The sequence below is a fragment of the Streptomyces apricus genome (assembly GCF_008369065.1).
Lineage (GTDB): Bacteria > Actinomycetota > Actinomycetes > Streptomycetales > Streptomycetaceae > Streptomyces > Streptomyces apricus.
The window spans coordinates 1-2,276 of the sequence record NZ_VDFC01000165.1 but is presented as its reverse complement, the minus strand read 5'-3'; the positions used below and the strand labels follow the sequence as shown (position 1 = coordinate 2,276).

Genomic DNA, 2,276 nt, shown 5'->3' with positions numbered 1-2,276 from the left:
ACCCCTGACCCCGCCCGCCCGCCGGCCCGCGGGCGGGCGGGGTCAGGGGTGGGTGGCCAGGTCCTGCGCGGGGCCCGCGCCGGCCGCGCTCCCCCGGTGCTCCTTCGTCTCGTCCGTGCGGTCCTTCATGAGGAAGAAGGCCAGCACCGCAGCCCCCACCACGCCGGCGGCGCCGACCAGGAAACTCGCGGACATCGCATCGGTGAAAGCGCTATGAACGGCGTCGAGCAGCGCGGCGTCCTTAGTGCGGTCCGTCACCGCCAGCGCCTCACCGATGGAATGGCGCGCGGCCTCGGGAGCGCTGCCCGGCATGTGGGCGGTGAAGGTACTGGTCAGCACCGCTCCCAGGACGGCCACGCCCAGGGCGGCGCCGGCCTGCTGGATGGTGTCGTTGAGCGCGGACCCCACGCCTGCGTGCTCCTCGGGAATCGCGCCCATCATCGCCGCCATCGCCGCCGGCATCGCCAGACCACTGCCCGCACCCATCAGCACCATCGCCCCGGCCAGAACACCCCAGCCACTGCTCGTGGTGAGCGTCGACAGCACAGCGAAACCGGAAGCGATCACCAGCAGACCCAGGACCGCCATGACCCGGTTGCCGGTCTTCGCGATCAGCGAGGCACCCAGCGCGTTGAACACCAAGGTCGCCACCGCCAGCGGCGTAAAGGCCAGACCCGCTTCGGTCGGGGTGTAGGCGAGAACGAACTGCAGATACTGCGTCAGCACCAGCATCAGACCACCGTTGGCCAGCGTCAGCAGCACCAGCGAGAAACTCGCCCCCGTGAACACCCGGTCACGGAACAGCGCCAGCGGCACCATCGGCGAGGCATGACGCTTCTCCCACAACGCGAACCCCACCAGAGCGGCCACGGTCACCGCCAGCGAGACCCGGGTACCGGCGTGCTCCAGACCCCCCTTGGGCAACTCGTTGATCGTCCACACCAGAGCGCCCATGCCCACCACCGACAGCACCATGCCCACCGGGTCGGCCCTGCGCCAGGGCCCCTTGGACTCCGGCATCAAAACCATGGCCGCCACGATGGCCAGCGCCGCGATCGGGATGTTGATCAAAAAGACCACGCCCCACCAGTAGTGCGCCAGCAGCGCGCCGCCCAGGACCGGGCCGCCGACCAGGCCGACCATGGCCACCGCGCTCCACACCGCGATCGCCTTGGGCCGCTCCCCCTCGTCGAAGACCGTGATCAGGATCGATAGCGTGCTGGGCATCACCAGCGCACCCCCCACCCCCATCAGCACACGTCCCAGGATCAGCTGTTCCGGGGTGGCGGCGACCATGCCGATGACGGACGCGGCGCCGAACAGCGCCAGCCCGATGATCATGACCTTCCGCCGGCCGAACTTGTCGGACAGACTCCCGGCCGTCAGCAGCAGCCCGGCGAAGACCAGCATGTAGGACTCAAGAACCCACTGGACCTCCTGAGCACTGGCCCCCAGATCCTCCGTGATCGTCGGCACCGCAACCGTGAGCACCATGTTGTCGATCACCAGCACCAGCGTACTCAGACACAACACAACCAAAATCAGCCAACGACGAGGATCACGCTCCATCATTCAACCTCTCCCAACGACACCGGCCCGGCAGCCCCAGCCGACAGAAACATTACCAAACCAACCCTGCGGTTTCTTACAGCCCCTTTCCGGCCGCACACCCGACCCCCTGCCGCACATAGTGCGCGCGATGCGAGCACTGTACGACTTGGGGAACAATGTGCGCAATAGAGCACGACGTTCATCACTAGTCGGTGACGACAGCAGCCCCACAGGGCCTGCGGCCCCTCCCCCGTTACCGTCTTCGTAGCTCCGCAATGGGGCCTACGGCCCTCGAATCCGGCACGACTCCCCCCTTGTTGTCCATGATCCGAGAAGGGTGGTGTCACTACGCCCGGAGGCATCGACGGACCACGGAGGAGGGGCTTGAGCACCGGCTTCACCCAAGCTGGAAGAGCTCTGCGCAATGCGGATGCGGCAGCTCGATCCCCCGGCAAGGTCGGACGAAAGCGCGAGACAAGAGCCTGCACGTAAACAACMCCGGCAACATCGACGTCTTCCTCGGCCTGGAGGCCGGCAAGACGAACACCACACCACCGCCGTCACCCCGGCAGGGAAGAAGCCGATCGACAAGCGGCTTCCCAACACCGATCCCAAGCTCCGTGGGCTGTTCGCCAAACTGAAGGCCAACCACGGAACGGTGCTGGTCGCGGTCGGCCAGCCGGCCCCGGTCGGGGCCTGCCGCCGACGGCGGCCGGGAACATGAG

1 protein-coding gene and 1 pseudogene are annotated in these 2,276 nt (G+C 67.5%); one reads left to right on the top strand and one right to left on the bottom strand.

Going from position 1 to position 2,276, the window contains the following annotated elements; all coding sequences use genetic code 11:
* Window positions 1–42 precede the first annotated feature (42 nt).
* Window positions 43–1,569, bottom strand: coding sequence for an MFS transporter (locus FGF04_RS38875; RefSeq protein ID WP_149516106.1), 1,527 nt, complete (start codon window positions 1,567–1,569; stop codon window positions 43–45).
* A gap of 464 nt (window positions 1,570–2,033) precedes the next feature.
* Here FGF04_RS38875 and FGF04_RS42265 point away from each other — a divergent pair.
* Window positions 2,034–2,248 (top strand): annotated as a pseudogene (locus FGF04_RS42265) (IS110 family transposase); the annotation flags it as partial.
* Window positions 2,249–2,276 lie beyond the last annotated feature (28 nt).